The organism is Escherichia whittamii, assembly GCF_014836715.1.
In the GTDB taxonomy this organism is placed as follows: Bacteria; Pseudomonadota; Gammaproteobacteria; order Enterobacterales; family Enterobacteriaceae; genus Escherichia; species Escherichia whittamii.
Genome location: NZ_JACSQI010000002.1, coordinates 176,295 through 193,632, shown reverse-complemented (window position 1 = coordinate 193,632; position 17,338 = coordinate 176,295). Strand labels below are relative to the sequence as shown.

Below are 17,338 nucleotides of genomic sequence, written 5' to 3'. Positions count from 1 at the left end.
GAATTAGCGACTCAACTGGCTAATCAGGGCAGGGACGACTTTGTAGATATCGCCCACCAGACCGTAGTCGGCATAGTTGAAGATTGGCGCGTTTTTATCTTTATTGATGGCGACAATCACTTTTGCGCCGTTACCGCCAACCATATGTTGGATCTGCCCGGAGATCCCCAGCGTCAGGTAGAGTTCGGATTTCAGCAACACGCCGGAGACACCGATATAACGTTCACGCTCCATCCAGTTCTCGCCTTCGGCAATTGGACGTGAACAGCCGACTTCAGCATTGAGTGCCGCCGCCAGTTCGTGGACCATTTTCAGGTCATTCTGTGCTGCCAGACCACGACCGACACCAACCACGCGTTTTGCTTTGCTCAGATCCACGCTGCTTGCCGCTTTCGCACGGCGTTCGCGACAGAGAATTTCATGACGCGGAGCAACGTAAGGCACCGTTTCTGTCGGACACTGATGAGAGGCGTCACCGGAGCTCGGTTCCTGGACACCGGAGGCAAGGGTAATTATCGCCAGCGGGCTGGTGATCTTTTCCTGGGCGAACGCAAGCCCGCCATACATACGGTGCTCGGCGCAAACGTGACCGTCGACCACATCAACTGCAGTAGCATCGTTCACCAGCGCCGCGTTCAGTTGCACGCTTAAGCGCGCAGCCAGAGCTTTACTGCGTTTCGTCGCGGCCATCAGTAACATCGAGGAGTGTGTATCTTTCAGCAGGGCAGCAATGCTTTCAGCGTAATTTTCAGTGCGTTGCAGAGCATTGTTCTGCTCAAGAACATAAATACATTTTGGACCATAAGGCATAACCGCCTGCGCCTGGTCGGTATTTTGTACAATGGCATACACCTGTTGGCCCCATTGCTGCGCGCCGCCAAACAGTTCGGCATAACGTTCAGGATTATCGCTAAAGACCCAGACGCTGTTTAATTGACTCATCGTTTCTTCTCCGTAGGCTTTAGTTCAGGGCTTTCTTCAGATGTTCCGCCAGCTCGGCAATGGCTTCCGGCGAATCGTTATCGAGAATGATGTGTTTGCGTTCTGCTTGCGGCGGTACGCGAACGCCGATCAGTTCGGCAAGAGGCGCGACCTGATTCCAGCCAATATCATTCGCCTGCCACTGATTTACTGGTTTTTTACCCGCGCCGAGAATGGCTTTCATCGAAGGAATGCGTGGCACGTTAATATCCGAGGTGACGCAGAGCACGGCTGGAACAGAGAGTTCAATAACTTCAACTTCCTCTTCCAGAGCGCGTTCGATAATCAGACTGTCGCCCTGACGTTGAATGGCGCTGACTGCGTTAATTACCGGAAGCTGCAGAATTTCCCCTACCAGTAAACCAACCTGTTGGGCATAGAGATCGCCAGAACCTTCACCGAAGATCAGTAAATCGAAGCCGATCTTTTCTGCTGCTGCCGCCAGCGCCTTTGCGGTATCGAGAGGCAGCGCGTGCTCAAGTTGGGCATCCTGCACCAAATACAGGCTGTGCGGCCCGCGGGATAACACGTCTTTACGCACTTTTGAGTTCTGTAACAATGAACCGCCAACGGTCAGTGCGGCTATCTCATCATCATCCGTTGCAAGCTGGCTTGCGGCTTCAATGGCATTGAGATCGAACTGGCTAATTTTGGCGTCGGCATTGTCGAAATTGAGGGTGTACTCGGGAGTGACAACAATGTCCTGTTCTTCAGGCACCAGCTTAAAGCAGGTTATTATTTTCATGATTTCTCCTGTGGGTCGCATACGGAACCATCTCCGATGGAAGGTAAAAATTGCCTGAAAATAGTGTGCGATAGCAGGAAGGTGTTTTCGACGGAGCAATCTGTTTTCCTTGCAAACAATCTTGCAAAAAAAATGCGATCGTTAAAACAAAAGCACAATAAGCGGCAATATTATGCCGTCGTGGACGTACTATCTTGCATTCAGTGTAAATAATCTTGTTTAGCTCTCGCTAAACGCAGTTGTATAAGCGCAGTACACACCGTATTTTATCCGGCATATATTGCTTTTGCTTGCTTATGGAATAGGGAGGTTGTCATGTATCAACGCTGTTTTGATAATGCCAGCGAAACGTTGTTTGTCGCCGGTAAAACACCACGACTTTCGCGCTTTGCCTTTAGTGACGATCCTAAATGGGAGTCGGGACATCACGTTCATGATAATGAAACCGAGCTGATTTATGTTAAGAAAGGTGTGGCAAGATTTACCATTGATTCTTCGTTATATGTGGCACATGCCGATGACATTGTAGTGATAGAGCGTGGCAGACTGCACGCGGTGGCCTCAGATGCTAACGACCCGGCAACGACCTGTACCTGTGCGTTATACGGTTTTCAGTTTCAGGGCGCAGAAGAAAATCAGTTACTGCAACCGCATTCTTGCCCGGTAATTGCCGCAGGGCAGGGAAAAGAGGTTATTAAAACGATTTTTAATGAATTAAGTGTGATTTTACCGCAAAGTAAAAATAATCAGACATCTTCGTTATGGGATGCATTTTCCTATACGTTAGCGATTCTCTATTACGAAAACTTTAAAAATGCCTATCGTTCGGAGCAGGGATATATTAAAAAAGATGTTCTGATAAAAGATATCCTTTTTTATCTTAATAATAATTACCGCGAAAAAATCACTTTAGAACAGTTATCGAAAAAGTTTCGTGCCAGCGTCAGTTATATTTGCCATGAATTTACTAAAGAGTATCGTATTTCTCCCATCAACTATGTGATTCAACGGCGCATGACCGAAGCAAAATGGCTGCTGACTAATACCGATTTGTCGCAGGCAGAGATCTCCTGGCGTGTGGGTTATGAAAATGTCGACCACTTTGCCAAACTGTTTTTGCGCCATGTCGGCTGTTCGCCCAGTGATTACCGCAGGCAATTTAAAAACTGTTTTGCGGAACAAGAAATATTATCTGAATTTTCTGAACCTGTAAGTCTTGCAGGGTAAATGTGGCGGCGCAGTTTTTATCTGAAGCTGCGCCGCCTGAAGATTATTTATTCTGGTAATCTTTCAGGATCTGCCGACCTGCAACGTAAATCATAATCTCGTCAGTACCACCGCCAATCCGTTCACAGCGAACATCACGCCAGAAGCGGGAGACACGCGCCTCATCGGTATAGCCAAGACCGCCCATGATTTGTATCGCATCGTCAATGACTTCCATCGCGGTACGCGCGCAGTACAGTTTTGCCAGCGCCGCACTGGTGCGCAGTGACTGATGCTGGTCAGCTTGCCACGCTACTTTCAGCACCATGTTGCGCATGTTGTCGATCTTAATCGCCATCAGCGCCAGTTTTTCCTGGATCATCTGGTTATGACCAATTGGCTTACCAAAAGCGATACGCTGGTTGGCATAGCGGGCAGCATCTTCAAATGCACATTCGGCAAAGCCGGTGCTGCGCGCGGCGTTAATCAGGCGTTCCATCTCAAAGTTGTACATCACATTGAGGAAACCCATTCCTTCTTCGCCCACCATGTCGCTCTCTTCAACTTCCACGTTGTCGAGATAAACTTCGCAGGTACTGAGCATATGCCAGCCGATTTTATGCAGCGGATTGATCTTAATGCCAGGCTTACTGGACTCGACCCACCATAGGGTGAAGGCTTTTTTCGGATCTTTCGGTTCTGGATCGCGCGCCAGCACCAGCATATACGGGTACTCTTTCGCACCGGTGATGAAGGTTTTCTGTCCGTTGATGTAAACCTTGCCATTTTTACGCGTGTAAGTGGTGGTGGCGCTGTTGTTATCTGAGCCAGCGCCTGGTTCCGTCAACGCCAGGGCATAGGCGGGGTCGCCGGTTTCCAGGGTACTTTCTGCCGTTTTACGTAGCTGCTCCTCAGAACCGAAACGGCGCATGCTGTGAATACACTGACCGTTGGTAATCAAAAACGCCGGCGCACCGCATTTTGACACTTCCATCAGCGCCAGCATCTGAGTGACGTAATCTGCAGGGATGCCGCCGAACTCTTCCGGCACACCAAGCATAGAAATGCCGTTATCCGCCAGCGCCCGCATAAACTCACGCGGATATATACCGTTTTGATCGCAGGTGCGGAAATACTCTTCCGGAAAGTTAGTCGTAATCAGTTCGCGAATACTGGCCAGCAGCAGTTCTTGTTCTTCAGTTAAAGAAAAATCCATCGTGATACTCCTGTTAATGAGCCGCTTCAGGCAGGACAAAGCCCATCGCCGCATCGATAAATAATCTTTCGTCCATCAGTTTTAGTTCTGGCGAAATAACTGGGGTGAAATCCATTTTGTCGAGAATATCTTTTTTTAAATCGACGCCAGGGGCGATTTCGATTAAATGCAGGCCGTCTTCTTTCAGTGTGAATACAGCTCGTTCGGTGATGTAACGAACATCCAGCCCCCGTTCGAGAGCGATTTTTCCGCTAAAAGTGATTTCCGGTAGTTCACGGATAAATTTATTTACCCGTCCTTCCTGGACGATATTTAATTTACCATCGGCAATTTCTGTTTTTAAACTGCCAGCGGTTAACGTACCGCAGAAAATGATTTTCTTCGACGTGGCGCTGATATCAATAAATCCACCGGTACCCATGATCTTGCCATTGAATTTATGCACGCCGACGTTACCGTGCTGGTCGACCTCGGCAAAACTCAAATAACAGACATCCAGACCACCGCCGTGGTAAAAATCGAACTGGGAAGTCATATCCAGAATGGCGCGGGTATTCACGTTCGCGCCAAAGGCGATACCTTGCGAAGTAATACCGCCAATTGGACCTGTTTCCACCGTCAGAATAAAGTCATCAGCACAACCTTCTTCCCGGGCGACCAGCCCAATGCCGTCAGCAATACCGACGCCGACATTCCCCACTGCGCCTTTGCGCATTTCAAACAATGCGCGCCGCGCGACTAATTTACGCTGATTAAGAGGCAAACTAAGTTTGGTACTGTCATCCAGTGTGAAGTCACCAGAAATAAAACGATTAACTGGTGCACCGCCATACAGTTGGGTTTGGTCCGGATCGACCACCACAATATCAATAAGATAACCTGGAATACGGACAGCTTTAGGATGCAACGTGGCTTTCTTAACCATCTTCTGCACCTGCATCATCACGATACCGCCGTTATTGTGCACCGCCTGGGCAATCACTAAGGCGTCGAGATACATCACTTCATCTTCAAAGGTAGCGTAGCCTTCGCTGTCGCAGGTGGTGGCGCGAATAAAGGCAATATCTGGCGCGATCGCTTTGTAATAGAGATATTCTTTATTATCAAACTCGACCAGTTTAATCAGATCTTCTTTGGTTACTTCATTCAGTTTTCCGCCTTGTTGGCGAGGGTCGACAAACGTTCCGATACCAATATCGCTAATAATTCCTGGCTGGTGGGCAGCAGCAGCGCGCAATGTTTGAGTGAGCACACCTTGTGGATAGTTATAGGCAACAATTTTATTTTGTTCTGCGAGTTCAGAAATACGCGGTGATTGTCCCCAATGGCCGCATAATGCCCATTTCACCAGGCCTTCTTGCGCCAGCGGGCTAATACCACGATCGGCGCGATCGCCAAGTCCTGTAGGGCTAATAATCGATAAATTACGTGGTGTCTGGGTTTGTTTATATTTCTCAGCAAGTGCGGTAATTAATGTGGTGGCCTCCAGAATACCGCCACCAGCACCTAATACACAAAGCGTTGCTTCGTCGGGAATATAACTTACCGCTTCTTGTGCCGACAGGACCGGCACTCGTCCATTAATACGAGGTGGTTTTACAGGTTTCATTATTTTTTCCTTATTCAGGTGTGAATATCTCTGCGCAAGATATTAAAAATAGCGCACAGACACCCACAGAATATTTTTATAAAATATTCTTTAATAATACTGTTTTTAATACGGCGGGGAAGGTTACTCCCGCCGGTACGTTATTTATTATGCCTGGTGCAAAATAGTTAATACTGTGCGCAAATCATTCACCGATATTTGTCCAGGCGCAGAGGCTTTTTTTACTGCGCCAAACGTTGCCGCAGAACCAAATACTTCCCCAGCCAAACGGGAAATTACGCCTTTTTTTGCCATCGACATGGTGATGATTGGTCGATCGGCATACTGCTCCTGCATCTCCAGGGTAGCGGCAAGTAACGTCAGGACATCACTGGTGCTTTGCGGCATCAACGCAATTTTAGGAATATCGGCGTCGAAGGACTGCATTTTACGCAAACGGGCAACAATCTCTTCGGCTTCCGGCGTTTTATGGAAGTCATGGTTGGACATGACAACCTTCACATCATGCGCATGTGCATAGGCGACGGTTTCTTTAACCTGATCATCGCCGGTAAATAACTCCAGATCGATCATATCGACCAGACCGCTGTCGATGGCTGCGCGATTGAGTGCAATGTAAGCCTCGGTGGAAATCGCCTGCTCACCGCCTTCTTTGGCACTGCGGAAGGTAAACAGCAGCGGTTTTTCTGGCATTAACTCACGGAGGATTTTTGCCGCTGCTATCACAGACTCCACACCGGAGAGGTCGGCAAAGTGGTCCACACGCCATTCCAGAATATCAAAGTCCGCTTCACGATAGGCGAGAGCTTCAGATTTCACGCTGGCGATATCTTTCGCCATCAGCGAGACGATGATTTTTGGTGCGCCCGTACCAATGACGAGATCTTTTACAGTTACGGTTTTCATTTTTTACCCTTTCTGCACGCGGTCAGCCTGTCAGGCGCCGAACCCCATGACCTGTTTAACGTATTCCAGAGGGAAATCTTTGCCAGTCCATAACGTGAACTGTTCAGCCCCTTGCCACAACAACATGCCGTATCCATCAATCGTTTTGCAACCTGCTTGTTGCGCCTGCTGCAATAACTTTGTCATGTGCGGGTTATACACGCATTCGGTGACCAGCAGTCCTGGATGTAACAGACTGATATCATTAACCAATGATTCATTTTCAAGAGGCTTCATACCCACTTTTGTGCCATTGGTTAAAATGTCGGCAGAAGCCAGTGCGTCGGCAAAAGCCTGCTTATCGGCGAGATCCGTGACCGTGACGACGCAATCGGTGTTTTCGTTGACCCGTTGCGCGAAGGCGAGGGCTTTATCGAAAAACTCGTCCCGACGGTTGAAGAGTTTAATTTCTTTTAACCCTTCAATTGCCCCCTGCGCGCCAATCGCCGTTGATGCGCCACCGGCACCTAACAGCACCATTGTTTTGCCTTTGATATCAAAACCGCTCTCTTTAATGGCGCGAATATGGCCCGTGCCGTCGGTGTTATAGCCACGCAGGTAGCCGTCATCATTAACGATGGTATTGATAGCGCCAACCAGTTTGGCTGCTGGCGTTAATTCATCAACATATTCACACGCCAGTTGTTTGTTTGGCATTGATACACCAGTTCCGCGCATTTTTAAGGCTTTTAGTCCTTCAATTGCACCGGGAAAGCTATCGTTATCCACTTCAAAGGCCATATAGGTAAATGGCAATCCCGCTTTCTCTAAGGCTTTATTCTGCATTTCAGGCGATAAACTGTGGCGGATAGGATAGGCCATCAGGCCAATCAATTCGTATTTAGCGGTAACATCCATAATTAACTCCTTTAATTTCTTTGCTTAATTGTGTTTAACCGGGGTGCTAAAGTTACGTTCGCCAAACCGGATATCATTCTCAGGAATAATGAAGACGCGGTAATAGCGGATGAAAACAATAATTGCGGTAATCAGGGCCAGCAGCGCGAAAGTAAAATCGAGAACGATGATATATTGCAGGCCGATATTCGACAGATATCCGGTAATCAGTGGAATAACAAAGTTGGCCAGCCCTCCCATCATCATATAAATACTGGTGACTTTGGCTTTGCTTTTGGGGAAGAACTCTGACATTACCGAAACACCGAGCTGTAATATACCGCCAGCAGCAGAGAAACCAATGACAAAGGCTCCGGCATTACACACTAATGGAGAAGGGTAGAGATAGATAATGGCGGCAGTAACTGTTGCCAGCGCAGAGTTAAAAACGTTGGCCCAGATAGGCCGGACCATTTTTTTCAGTAACGCAGCAAAAATAAAGACACAGACCAGTGATCCCATACTGTAATAAGAGATGGTTTTTAATGCTTCTGCTTCCGACATACCGGCAAACGCCATCGCATATTTGGGCATCCACACTACAATCACATAAAAGGTCGAGAACGCGGCAACACCGAACAGCACCGATGAAACACCTTCCAGCCAGACTAACGGCTTACTGTTCATCTGCGGTAGTTCACCCGCTACGCTGGCATCTACCAACTGACCAGGGAATTTGCTTTTCAATAGCATCAGCGTGATCAGTACAAACAGGATGCCAGGAATAATCAGCCCATAACCGTACCAGATGTTATTCAACAGCATATAACTCACCAGCATCGGATAGAGCATTTGCCCAAACGATATCATCGCCTTAACCAATATTACGGCTGAACCCGAAGCTTTCGGGAAGCATTCCATCAACGCCGGGTATCCACCGGTATCAAGGGCCGAGTTGGCGATACCAACGCATACTGCCAGACCGTAAGCGAGAGCTAAACTCGGGCAGGCTGGGATACCAAAGAAAAACAGCATATACATGGCGACAGCCATGAATATTACCGCTCGCCGACCAAATTTATCGGAGATTACGCCGAAGAATAAAATACTGATCAGACGTCCCAGTCCGATACCGGAAATTAAATAGGCGATACCAGCGTTATCGGTCGAAAATTTTTCTGCCAGAGATGACATATTTTGTGCAAGCGTAATAACACTAATGCCGTGTAGGAAATAACTGAAGTAAATACAAAGAACAGCCAGGATAAATGGCGTGCTGAAAGCCTTATTTTGAGACATTTTCACAGCTCCTTGCTGAAAGATAATTTTGTCACCGTACGTGTTGTTCTCCGCCGGTTTTCATAATCACTATACTGAAGATGATTTTCTCTGGGTACATGACATAAAGTTTATATTTCCAGGAATATTGCATGTGATAATTTGTTTTTGAGCGTAGTTTTCCTTAATTAGTGCGGAAAGATTAATTTATCCGTAAGATCTTGCATGACCTGAAAAGAATATTGCATTACACGCCAGTAACGACATTTTCTCTTAATGACGTCTGTTGTGCTTCTTTACGGCTACGTAAGCCGATAAATAGAGCCAGTAAAAAACCGACGGCGGCGATGGCGGTATCGAACCACATAATATCGGCAATACTTCTTTGGGAAAGATGTGCAGTAATCAACGGGATGGTAAAGGTCGCAATACTGCCCGCGCTGTAATAGATCCCCGTAGCTTTGCCTTTGGCGTGGGGAAAACGAGCGGCCATTAACGTCAGGCCAATTTGCACAACACCACCAGCGGAGGTAAAACCGATGACGAAAGCAAATATTATCACCACATAAAATGTGGGATGCAGGCAGACGGTGAGCAGGGCAATAAATGAGATAAAAGTGTACAGCATCAACAATGTCGTTGAACGAACCGTTTTGCTAATGAGTGGCGCGGTGATAAATACACAAAGTAGTGACCCTACGGTGTAGATACTGAGTAATTTGATCGACATTGTGTAAGACATACCTGCGACAAATTGTCCGTATTGTGCCAGCCACTGACTCACCAGATAAAAGGTTGCCATTGAGATATAGCCATATAAGGTATAGCTGGCTAAATCGATAATTGAGCAGCGATGCTTCGCGGTGGTTGTGGGTTTCTTTACGTCAGGTAAGCGACGCCCCGGATGGGGTGGAAAGGTACAGCGGTATAAAAAAAGACCGTTAATAATCATAATACCTGCGGCAATCATAAAGGACCAACCAAACCACAGTTCAGCCCATACCAGCATACTAATAACTAACGGTAATAAGAATTGCCCGCAGGAGACAAACGCTTTAATCAAAATATTGGCTGTGCCAGGCGAACGAGGAAATGCTTCCATCAGGCTGGGGTAGGTGCCTGCATCAAGAAAACTATTCGCCATACCGGCGAGAAAACCAAATACATACGCGATGATAATGTTATTTGCATGCAAAATGCCAAAAAAGAACATCAGATAGCAGCCTATTCCCAGGATGATAAAAGGACGTCGGCCAAAACGATCGGAGAGTAATCCTGCAAAAAATAAAACACTTAATCGACCAATGCCTAATGATGAGATGACAATGGAGACGCCCGCTGCATTGGTCTGCCAGAGCGTCTCCAGCGAGGCCATATTCAAAGTCATCAAAATGACACCCATACCATGCACCAGGTAATTGAGATACAACCCGAGCGCGGTAGGGAGGTAGGGATTTTTCATAAGATCTACTTAGCAATATTGCTTAAAAAAATTAATGTTGTTATGTCAGCATCCGTTCATTCTTTTTGTAATGACGACCGTTGTATCCCGTTAAAATATCAACACAGGTGCTCCAGATCGTGAGCATATAATTCAGCTGCGACCGACTGGTAAATCTTCCAGTCAATAAAATTACCTTCTGGGTAGATACGTTGAAATGCGGTTAAATTGGGGAAAAAACGCATGGTGTTGTTGCCGATGCGGCTGTTTATCTTTTCTATGATGGCGTGAAGATGCCTTTTTCTTTGCTGGCGCATTGCCAGCAGTTTTTCAACTATCTCGTCAGGAATATCCGTTTTTCCTTTCTCCCATTGTTGCCAGCTTTCACTGTCGCCCGTAAAGGCAATCCAGGTTGCGCATTCATCAATGGTCATAGCAAAAATATGGCGTAGTGCCTGGAGTTCATAAGCGTTCATCGTGTCATGACTGCATGAAAAAAAGAATAAAATATAAATAACATTATCAGCCTGCTTACGGCTTGAAGAGAGTCACAGTATCTTGTGCAACATTATTGGAAAGAACGAGAGGCGGGGTAATGAAGCAATAAATGTTAAAAAAAAGCCCATCGTGGGAGATGGGCAAAGACTACACACAGCAATTCGTTGTTTCACTCAGGGGATTTCCATGCTTATAAATCAATATGTTGATTTATAACCGTGAGCTAATAGTAGGCATACGGACTTTTTGCGTCGATCAGATTCGTCTCATTAGTTTAAAAACTGTAAATGATTTTCGACAGGTACTACCAGCTGAATTGAGGGATGCAGGGAAATACGGGGGTGAGAAATGAAATATCAATTAGCAATGATTAACAATCAGGCGGCAGAGCCGCCTGATGAGAGAGTTACTTATTCGGCTTTTCAATTTCACCCAGTTCTTCGAGAATTTCTTCCGGTTGATTCGTCGGTGGCGGGACTTCTTCAACCCACGCGGCAAACAGACGCCAGGAAACAGCCAGCAGTACCGGACCAATAAACAGACCGATCATCCCGAAGGCAATCAAACCACCAATAACCCCGGAAAGGATGAGAATTAGCGGTAAATCTGCCCCCATGCGAATTAACATTGGGCGAATGACGTTATCCAGAGTGCCAACCACACCGCTCCACACTAACAATACCGTTCCCCAGGTGGAATCGCCGGTCCAGTAAAGCCAGATAATCGCCGGAATCAACACCGGCAGCGGGCCTAGCTGCACAAGGCAGGAGAGGATCATTAACACCGTCAGTAGCGTGGCGTAAGGCACACCGGAAATGGCCAGACCGATACCGCCAAGCACTGCCTGTACTAACGCGGTCACCACAACGCCTAGCGCCACCGCGCGGATAGCCTGGGCCGCCAGCAGTACAGCAGCATCACCGCGAGCACCTGCCAGACGAGTTGCAAAATGGCGAATGCCTTTCGCTACCTGTTCACCGCGCCAGTACAGCAGGGCGCTGAAGAGCAGCATTAAGGCACAATGCACCATAAAGCGCCCGATATGCGCGGCTTGTCCGACAAACCAGGTGGTGGTGGTGCCAATATAAGGACGGACTTTCGCCATAATTGCCGTGCCGCCCATATCCAGCAAATTGTGCCAGCCTGCGTACAGCTTTGTGCCAATCACCGGAATGGTATTGAGCCACGCTAAATCCGGTAATGTCATATCGCCGCTGGAGATTGCCTTAATTAACGGGCCACTGCCGTCGACGATACTGTTAACCAATAAGGCAATAGGGATGATAAACACCATCACTAATAACAGCGTCATCACCAGAACGGCGAGAGAGCGGCGACCAAACATGATCTTTTGCAAGCGTAACAATACCGGCCAGGTGGCGATAACCACCGTACCGGCCCATGTAAAGCCGAGAATAAAGGGTTGAACAATCCACAGACATGCCACAATCATGATGGCTAAAAACAGCACCGAAAGCAGAATTTGTGCGACATCCCTGGGCTGACGAACATTTACCATAACTACTTTTCACCTTTTTTGTGCGTCAAATCGTCGACGCGACGTGAACACGCGAAACTCACCTGCATAATGATGAGCAATTTAAGCGGTTTTTAACAGGCCGATTCTGCCCTTAATTCTGAGGGGCGTGTTAGAAAAAAATGTGGTACAACAACTCAGGCAACACGCAAACGGTTTACTCGTCGTATTTCAAGTTGCATGTGCTGCGGCTACGTTCGTTCACCCCAGTCACTTACTTTTGTAAGCTCCTGGCGTTCACTCGCTTGCCGCCTTCCCGTAACTCGAAATCCATAGAGTAAACACACATCACCTTTCAGTGCGCTATTGCAGCAGCCTGAAAGAACTGTGTATCGACCTACATCACAGACCGCAGGAAAGGGTCAATATAATGATTCCACAGATTTCCCAGGCACCCGGCGTCGTTCAACTGGTGCTTAATTTTTTGCAAGAGCTGGAGCAACAGGGTTTTACCGGCGATACGGCAACAAATTATGCCGATCGTCTGACAATGTCGACCGACAACAGTATTTACCAACTTCTCCCCGATGCGGTGGTATTTCCGCGTTCCACCGCCGATGTGGCGTTAATTGCCCGTCTGGCCGCGCAGGAACGCTATACATCGCTAATCTTCACCCCGCGCGGCGGCGGTACTGGCACTAACGGCCAGGCGCTCAACCAGGGGATTATTGTCGATATGTCCCGCCATATGAACCGCATCATCGAAATTAACCCTGAAGAGGGCTGGGTGCGCGTTGAAGCCGGTGTGATTAAAGATCAACTGAATCAGTACCTGAAACCATTTGGCTACTTTTTTGCGCCAGAACTTTCGACCAGCAACCGGGCAACGCTCGGCGGGATGATTAATACTGATGCTTCCGGCCAGGGATCGCTGGTCTATGGCAAAACGTCAGATCACGTGCTGGGCGTGCGGGCGGTGTTGTTGGGGGGCGATATTCTCGATACGCAACCTTTACCCGTCGAACTGGCTGAAACGTTAGGTAAAACCAATACCGCTATCGGGCGGATCTACAACACTGTTTATCAACGCTGCCGCCAGAAACGCCAGTTAATCATCGACAAATTCCCCAAACTTAACCGCTTTCTTACCGGTTATGATCTACGCCATGTCTTTAACGATGACATGACCGAGTTCGACCTGACGCGCATTCTGACCGGATCAGAAGGGACGCTGGCCTTTATTACCGAAGCGCGACTGGATATTACTCGTCTGCCTAAAGTGCGCCGTCTGGTGAACGTCAAATATGACTCTTTTGACTCCGCGCTGCGTAACGCGCCGTTTATGGTTGAGGCGCGTGCGCTTTCGGTAGAGACGGTGGATTCAAAAGTGCTGAATCTGGCGCGGGAAGATATTGTCTGGCATTCCGTCAGCGAGTTGATTACCAATGTGCCAGACAAAGAGATGCTCGGGCTGAACATTGTTGAATTTGCCGGAGATGATGAGGCGCTGATTGACGAGCGGGTAAATGCGCTCTGTGCGCGGCTGGATGAACTGATTGCCAGTCAGCAGGCGGGGGTGATCGGCTGGCAGGTGTGCAGTGAGCTGGCTGGTGTTGAGCGTATTTATGCAATGCGCAAAAAAGCCGTCGGTCTGCTCGGTAATGCCAAAGGAGCAGCCAAACCGATTCCATTTGCCGAAGATACCTGCGTGCCGCCGGAACATCTGGCGGATTATATTGCTGAATTTCGCGCACTGCTCGACAGCCACGGCTTAAGTTATGGCATGTTTGGTCATGTCGACGCTGGTGTCTTGCACGTCCGTCCGGCGCTGGATATGTGCGATCCGCAACAAGAGATCCTGATGAAGCAAATCTCTGATGACGTGGTGGCGCTTACTGCAAAATACGGTGGTTTGTTGTGGGGCGAGCACGGCAAAGGTTTTCGTGCCGAATACAGTCCGGCGTTTTTTGGTGAGGAACTTTTCGCAGAACTGCGCAAGGTTAAAGCGGCGTTTGATCCGCATAACCGACTAAACCCTGGGAAAATCTGCCCGCCAGAAGGTATTGACGCGCCAATGATGAAAGTGGACGCGGTGAAGCGTGGCACGTATGACCGCCAGATCCCCATCGCGGTACGTCAGCAGTGGCGCGGGGCTATGGAATGTAATGGCAACGGTTTGTGCTTCAACTTTGATGCCCGCAGTCCGATGTGTCCGTCAATGAAAATTACTCAGAACCGAATTCATTCACCGAAAGGGCGCGCAACGCTGGTGCGTGAATGGTTACGTTTGCTGGCGGATCGCGGTGTTGACCCACTAAAACTGGAGCAAGAGCTACCAGCGTCTGGGGTCAGCTTGCGTACGTTAATTGCCCGCACGCGCAACAGCTGGCATGCAAATAAAGGCGAATATGACTTCTCGCACGAAGTGAAAGAGGCGATGTCGGGCTGCCTGGCCTGTAAAGCGTGTTCGACTCAGTGTCCGATCAAAATTGACGTACCGGAGTTTCGCTCTCGTTTCCTGCAACTCTATCACACGCGTTATCTACGCCCATTACGCGACCATCTGGTGGCAACGGTTGAAAGTTACGCGCCGCTGATGGCGCGTGCGCCAAAGACGTTTAACTTTTTCATAAACCAGCCGCTGGTGCGAAAACTCTCGGAAAAACACATCGGTATGGTCGACTTGCCGCTGCTTTCAGTGCCGTCGTTACAGCAACAAATGGTGGGGCATCGCTCGGCAAACATGACGCTGGAACAGCTCGAAGCGCTCAGTGCAGAGGAGAGAGCCCGCACGGTGCTTGTAGTGCAGGATCCTTTCACCAGTTATTACGATGCGCAAGTGGTTGCGGATTTTGTCCGTCTGGTCGAAAAATTAGGTTTCCAGCCGGTGTTACTGCCCTTCTCACCGAATGGTAAAGCGCAGCATATTAAAGGCTTCCTGAATCGCTTCGCGAAGACGGCGAAAAAGACGGCGGATTTCCTCAACCGCATGGCGAAACTGGGAATGCCAATGGTAGGTGTCGATCCGGCACTGGTGCTTTGTTATCGCGATGAATATAAACTTACGCTGGGCGAAGATCGTGGGAATTTCAATGTATTGCTGGCGAATGAATGGCTGGCGAGTGCGCTTGAATCACAGCCTGTTACCGCGGTAAGCGGCGAGCCGTGGTATTTCTTCGGTCACTGTACCGAAGTTACCGCTTTGCCTGGCGCGCCAGCGCAATGGGCCGCGATATTTGCCCGTTTTGGCGCGAAGCTGGAAAATGTCAGCGTGGGTTGCTGCGGCATGGCGGGAACTTACGGACATGAAGCGAAAAACCATAAAAACTCGCTCGGGATATATGAATTATCCTGGCATCAGGCGATGCAAAGACTGCCGCGTAATCGCTGTCTGGCGACCGGGTATTCTTGCCGCAGCCAGGTTAAACGGGTTGAAGGGACGGGGGTACGCCATCCCGTGCAGGCATTACTGGAGATTATTAAATGATATGGAAACGTAAAATCACCCTTGAAGCACTGAATGCCATGGGTGAAGGAAACATGGTGGGGCTTCTGGATATTCGTTTTGAACATATTGGTGATGAAACGCTGGAAGCAACAATGCCGGTAGACTCGCGGACAAAGCAGCCTTTTGGGCTGCTACATGGCGGGGCGTCTGTGGTGCTGGCTGAAAGTATTGGTTCCGTTGCCGGGTATTTATGTACCGAAGGCGAGCAAAAAGTCGTTGGCCTGGAAATCAATGCTAACCATGTTCGCTCGGCACGAGAAGGGCGGGTACGCGGAGTTTGTAAGCCACTGCATCTCGGTTCACGGCATCAGGTATGGCAGGTAGAAATCTTCGATGAGAAAGGGCGTTTGTGCTGTTCGTCAAGATTGACGACCGCCATTTTGTGACGTTGTCACCAGAAAAGTGTGATGCATATTGCTTTTGGTTATTATCTGCGCAGTAAACGGTGGTATACTGTGCAGGTCTTGTCTAAAGCGAGGATGCTATGTCTACTCAACTTAATCCCACCCAGTTGGCTATCGAATTTTTACGCCGTGACCAAAGCAATCTTTCACCCGCTCAATATCTCAAGCGTCTGAAACAACTAGAACTTGAATTTGCTGACCTGCTTACCCTCTCTTCTGCGGAACTGAAAGAAGAAATCTACTTCGCCTGGCGTCTGGGCGTGCATTAATCGCTACTGAACAGAGTCTGAATGCCCATCGACCTGGATTACCATCTGTCCAGGTCTGACGATTGTTCTCTGACCGTCCTCCTGTTGTTACCTGCCTGATTTTGCTCAAAAATAATACAAATCGCAGTTTGTGTTAAAACGGTGACCCGGTCTTATGAGATTATTCTTATCGCCCCTTCAAGAGCTAAGCCATATGAGTGCCGGAGATAAGCGCCGGATGGGGTAGAAACCTTTAAGCCTGTAATGCACAGACTTAAGGGTTTTCTTATTTCTGAACTCGCCACTTTTTTACCTATCTCTTAAATAGTCATTTTCGATACAACTTTTTCTTTTCCATCACAACCTTAACGCCCCTTCGGTAATAATCATTATCTAACAATGAGATACCTAATTCTTAGCATGCCTGTTAACCCTCTCATCAGGGTCTATGCTTATTAAATGCAGGCAAAAAGCATGTTTTATGGTAAAGCCCCTGCGTTTGCTGGGTTGAACTGATAATCATTATCACTAACATGCTGTTATCCGCTGAAAGCGATGAAGTGAGGTAAATCGATGGACATGCATTCAGGAACGTTTAATCCAGAGGATTTCGCCTGGCAAGGCTTAACGTTAACACCCGCAGCCGCGGCGCATATCCGTGAGCTGGTAGAGAAGCAGTCGGGCATGGTCGGCGTGCGCTTAGGCGTGAAACAAACGGGCTGCGCGGGCTTTGGCTATGTGCTCGACAGCGTCAGCGAGCCAGAGAAAGACGATCTGCTGTTTGAACGTGACGGCGCGAAGCTATTTGTCCCGCTGCAAGCGATGCCGTTTATTGATGGCACGGAAGTCGATTTCGTTCGCGAAGGACTCAATCAGATATTCAAATTTCACAACCCGAAAGCCCAGAATGAATGTGGCTGTGGCGAAAGCTTTGGGGTATAGGCG

14 protein-coding genes, 1 other RNA gene and 1 pseudogene are annotated in these 17,338 nt (G+C 48.4%); 5 read left to right on the top strand and 11 right to left on the bottom strand.

The genetic code is table 11. From position 1 onward, the window contains the following. Window positions 1–3 precede the first annotated feature (3 nt). Both H9644_RS03665 and H9644_RS03660 read right to left on the bottom strand, forming a co-directional pair. Window positions 4–942 carry an electron transfer flavoprotein subunit alpha gene (locus H9644_RS03665; RefSeq protein ID WP_191773261.1) on the bottom strand — a complete coding sequence of 313 codons (939 nt, stop codon included), beginning with the start codon at window positions 940–942 and terminating at the stop codon, window positions 4–6. Between the two features lie 19 nt (window positions 943–961). Then, window positions 962–1,726 (bottom strand): electron transfer flavoprotein, encoded by a 765-nt coding sequence (locus tag H9644_RS03660; RefSeq protein WP_191773259.1) that lies wholly within the window; start codon window positions 1,724–1,726, stop codon window positions 962–964. A 315-nt stretch (window positions 1,727–2,041) separates the two neighbouring features. Between H9644_RS03660 and H9644_RS03655 the strand changes: the two genes are divergently transcribed. Continuing rightward, complete coding sequence (locus H9644_RS03655; protein ID WP_191773257.1) at window positions 2,042–2,953, top strand: AraC family transcriptional regulator; 912 nt, start codon at window positions 2,042–2,044, stop codon at window positions 2,951–2,953. Between the two features lie 43 nt (window positions 2,954–2,996). On the opposite strand, the gene H9644_RS03650 is transcribed toward H9644_RS03655, so the two are convergent. The 9 genes and pseudogenes from H9644_RS03650 to ydiK all read right to left on the bottom strand — a co-directional run bounded on the left by H9644_RS03650 (window position 2,997) and on the right by ydiK (window position 12,275). Further along, a complete protein-coding gene (locus H9644_RS03650; protein ID WP_064529102.1) occupies window positions 2,997–4,148 on the bottom strand; it encodes an acyl-CoA dehydrogenase in 1,152 nt (383 codons plus the stop codon). Between the two features lie 13 nt (window positions 4,149–4,161). Next, the gene (locus H9644_RS03645) at window positions 4,162–5,757 is read right to left on the bottom strand and encodes an acyl CoA:acetate/3-ketoacid CoA transferase (RefSeq protein WP_191773255.1); all 1,596 of its coding nucleotides are present in this window, start codon (window positions 5,755–5,757) and stop codon (window positions 4,162–4,164) included. Between the two features lie 147 nt (window positions 5,758–5,904). Continuing rightward, on the bottom strand, window positions 5,905–6,663 hold the full coding sequence (gene aroD / locus H9644_RS03640; protein ID WP_191773253.1) for a type I 3-dehydroquinate dehydratase: 759 nt from the start codon (window positions 6,661–6,663) through the stop codon (window positions 5,905–5,907). A gap of 30 nt (window positions 6,664–6,693) precedes the next feature. After that, entirely contained in the window at window positions 6,694–7,560 is an 867-nt protein-coding gene (ydiB, locus tag H9644_RS03635; RefSeq protein WP_064530072.1) for a quinate/shikimate dehydrogenase, read from the bottom strand. Window positions 7,561–7,571: 11 nt separating this feature from the next. Further along, window positions 7,572–8,838: pseudogene (locus tag H9644_RS03630) on the bottom strand (MFS transporter). Between the two features lie 226 nt (window positions 8,839–9,064). After that, entirely contained in the window at window positions 9,065–10,279 is a 1,215-nt protein-coding gene (locus H9644_RS03625) for an MFS transporter (RefSeq protein WP_191773251.1), read from the bottom strand. A gap of 98 nt (window positions 10,280–10,377) precedes the next feature. Then, complete coding sequence (locus tag H9644_RS03620; protein WP_191773249.1) at window positions 10,378–10,734, bottom strand: YdiL family protein; 357 nt, start codon at window positions 10,732–10,734, stop codon at window positions 10,378–10,380. Window positions 10,735–10,868: 134 nt separating this feature from the next. Continuing rightward, an RNA gene (gene rprA, locus H9644_RS03615) (antisense sRNA RprA) lies at window positions 10,869–10,976 on the bottom strand. 186 nt (window positions 10,977–11,162) lie between these two features. Continuing rightward, window positions 11,163–12,275 carry an AI-2E family transporter YdiK gene (gene ydiK / locus H9644_RS03610; protein WP_191773247.1) on the bottom strand — a complete coding sequence of 371 codons (1,113 nt, stop codon included), beginning with the start codon at window positions 12,273–12,275 and terminating at the stop codon, window positions 11,163–11,165. A 388-nt stretch (window positions 12,276–12,663) separates the two neighbouring features. On the opposite strand from ydiK, the gene ydiJ reads away from it, so the two are divergent. The 4 genes from ydiJ (at window position 12,664) to sufA (ending at window position 17,335) form a co-directional block, all read left to right on the top strand. Then, entirely contained in the window at window positions 12,664–15,720 is a 3,057-nt protein-coding gene (ydiJ, locus tag H9644_RS03605; protein ID WP_191773244.1) for a D-2-hydroxyglutarate dehydrogenase YdiJ, read from the top strand. Beyond that, window positions 15,717–16,127, top strand: a complete 411-nt coding sequence (gene menI / locus H9644_RS03600) for a 1,4-dihydroxy-2-naphthoyl-CoA hydrolase (RefSeq protein ID WP_064530066.1) — start codon at window positions 15,717–15,719, stop codon at window positions 16,125–16,127. Before ydiJ ends, menI begins: the two co-directional genes overlap by 4 nt. 98 nt (window positions 16,128–16,225) lie before the next feature. Continuing rightward, entirely contained in the window at window positions 16,226–16,414 is a 189-nt protein-coding gene (locus H9644_RS03595) for a YdiH family protein (RefSeq protein ID WP_064530065.1), read from the top strand. Between the two features lie 552 nt (window positions 16,415–16,966). Beyond that, window positions 16,967–17,335: a Fe-S cluster assembly scaffold SufA gene (sufA, locus tag H9644_RS03590; protein ID WP_064530064.1), complete on the top strand. Its 369-nt coding sequence runs from the start codon at window positions 16,967–16,969 to the stop codon at window positions 17,333–17,335. The last annotated feature ends 3 nt before the right edge of the window (window positions 17,336–17,338 follow it).

Bases quoted from the DNA above. Each gene is read 5' to 3' on its own strand.
- H9644_RS03650 (WP_064529102.1), bottom strand. From the start codon at position 4,148: ATGGATTTTTCTTTAACTGAAGAACAAGAACTGCTGCTGGCCAGTATT.
- ydiJ (WP_191773244.1), top strand. From the start codon at position 12,664: ATGATTCCACAGATTTCCCAGGCACCCGGCGTCGTTCAACTGGTGCTT.
- aroD (WP_191773253.1), bottom strand. From the start codon at position 6,663: ATGAAAACCGTAACTGTAAAAGATCTCGTCATTGGTACGGGCGCACCA.
- H9644_RS03665 (WP_191773261.1), bottom strand. From the start codon at position 942: ATGAGTCAATTAAACAGCGTCTGGGTCTTTAGCGATAATCCTGAACGT.
- H9644_RS03595 (WP_064530065.1), top strand. From the start codon at position 16,226: ATGTCTACTCAACTTAATCCCACCCAGTTGGCTATCGAATTTTTACGC.
- H9644_RS03645 (WP_191773255.1), bottom strand. From the start codon at position 5,757: ATGAAACCTGTAAAACCACCTCGTATTAATGGACGAGTGCCGGTCCTG.
- sufA (WP_064530064.1), top strand. From the start codon at position 16,967: ATGGACATGCATTCAGGAACGTTTAATCCAGAGGATTTCGCCTGGCAA.
- H9644_RS03655 (WP_191773257.1), top strand. From the start codon at position 2,042: ATGTATCAACGCTGTTTTGATAATGCCAGCGAAACGTTGTTTGTCGCC.
- H9644_RS03660 (WP_191773259.1), bottom strand. From the start codon at position 1,726: ATGAAAATAATAACCTGCTTTAAGCTGGTGCCTGAAGAACAGGACATT.
- menI (WP_064530066.1), top strand. From the start codon at position 15,717: ATGATATGGAAACGTAAAATCACCCTTGAAGCACTGAATGCCATGGGT.
- H9644_RS03625 (WP_191773251.1), bottom strand. From the start codon at position 10,279: ATGAAAAATCCCTACCTCCCTACCGCGCTCGGGTTGTATCTCAATTAC.
- ydiB (WP_064530072.1), bottom strand. From the start codon at position 7,560: ATGGATGTTACCGCTAAATACGAATTGATTGGCCTGATGGCCTATCCT.
- ydiK (WP_191773247.1), bottom strand. From the start codon at position 12,275: ATGGTAAATGTTCGTCAGCCCAGGGATGTCGCACAAATTCTGCTTTCG.
- H9644_RS03620 (WP_191773249.1), bottom strand. From the start codon at position 10,734: ATGAACGCTTATGAACTCCAGGCACTACGCCATATTTTTGCTATGACC.